The organism is Primorskyibacter flagellatus, from assembly GCF_900176485.1.
Classification (GTDB): Bacteria; Pseudomonadota; Alphaproteobacteria; order Rhodobacterales; family Rhodobacteraceae; genus Primorskyibacter; species Primorskyibacter flagellatus.
This window is the reverse complement of the sequence record NZ_FWYD01000061.1, coordinates 1-1,445: the sequence shown is the minus strand read 5'-3', so window position 1 is coordinate 1,445 and position 1,445 is coordinate 1. Positions and strand designations below refer to the sequence as shown.

At 61.2% G+C, this 1,445-nt stretch carries 1 pseudogene; it reads left to right on the top strand.

Features of this window, described 5'->3' with window-relative positions:
* Nucleotides 1-1,404 (top strand): annotated as a pseudogene (locus B8991_RS21660) (hypothetical protein); the annotation flags it as partial.
* Nucleotides 1,405-1,445: the final 41 nt, after the last annotated feature.

Sequence of the window (1,445 nt, the reverse complement as noted above, 5' to 3'; positions counted from 1 at the left end):
ATCAACGAGGCTGATCCGGCGCTGAGGCCGGGGTATCAGCAAAGGGTGATCGAGATCATGGCAGAGCTGTCTGTCGTCAACCCGGGCAGTGCTGCCTCGCAATTGCTGCGCGTGGCCCCCGGTGAGGTCAGCCCCTACCATGCGGGTCTGCTCAAGGATGCCGAAGGGGTGTCCAGCCCGCAGCTTCGTCAGCAGGTGGGTGAGATTCTGGACGGGACCGGGATCAACACAGACGAGGTTCTGGCGCGGATCGAGGTCGGTGCCGAGCGCGAATATCTGGAAAGGGCGTGGACCAGCAGTGACGTTCAAAAATTTGCGGCGGCGCGCAATCTCGATCTCTATGACGACGCTCAGCGGGAACAGGCGGTTGCCACTCTCTCGGAGAAATATCACGTGCTTCGACAGGCTCTGGAAGAGGCCAATGTCTTGCATGAGACCCCCGAGGACGCAGTTCTCGAAGAGGTAAATGAACGGTTCCGGGTTGAGACGGAGGCACGTGCGGAGGCGGAGGCTTTGCGCGCGCAGGCGGGCATCGAAGGGATCGCCGCCTTTAACCCTGAGGAATGGAATGCCACAGACATCGTAGAGAAAGCGCGCGCAGAAGCGATTTCGGACGGGATTCAAGCCGAAGTGGCCCGCCTGCATGCGCAAGGCCATTCAAGGGCGTATATTTCCGAACGCAGTTTCGAGATTGGAAACGCCGTTACCCGGCGGATCGACACCTATCCCGCGCTTGCCGAGCTTGCCACGGAGGAACGCCGCGACTTTGAAGTGCTGGAGCGGCGGTTTGCACAAACCGACTTCACCTACGGGTCTTCGGATGATCCCATTGCCCGCGATTATGGGCGGGAGCAGGTCGATCAGGCCCGCTCTGCCTTTGAGGCTTACGCTGCCAGATCGTCGTTTCATGCGGAGCTTGCGTCCCGCGCCTGGGACGTCTCCACAGACAGTGTGATGCCGCCTGGCGGCTATGTTGCCGAAGATCAGCGGCGCTACATCGTTGCAGATCGCGAAGAAACGCTGGAGGAAGCAGATCTTGAACTCAAGCAGGAGGCCCCTGCCGACCGTGCGGCTGTAAGACGCCTTCAGCAGCTGGAAGATGCCTTGCTGCGCCGCAGCCGCGGCATGGAGACCCAGTCGGTCGAGGAGCGCGCCGCCCTTGCGGGTATCGTGCGCGAGCAGCTGAGCGACGTGCAGATCGAAGAGATCAAGGCGGGCCGTATCGAAGCCTTGGCCGAGGTGACGGAGGATCCAGCCGACCAGAACTATCTGGCGCTGGAACTTCTTGACGATGAGATCCGGCGCGGAAACCGGGTGGGCGACCGGGTGCTGCATGAGGCGCGCGTGCGGGTTGTCGAAGACCGGTTCCGGGGACGTGAAGAAGACGACTACGTGCACGAATAGGAGGAAGGTGTCATGAAACGGCTGTTTATGGGATACATGCT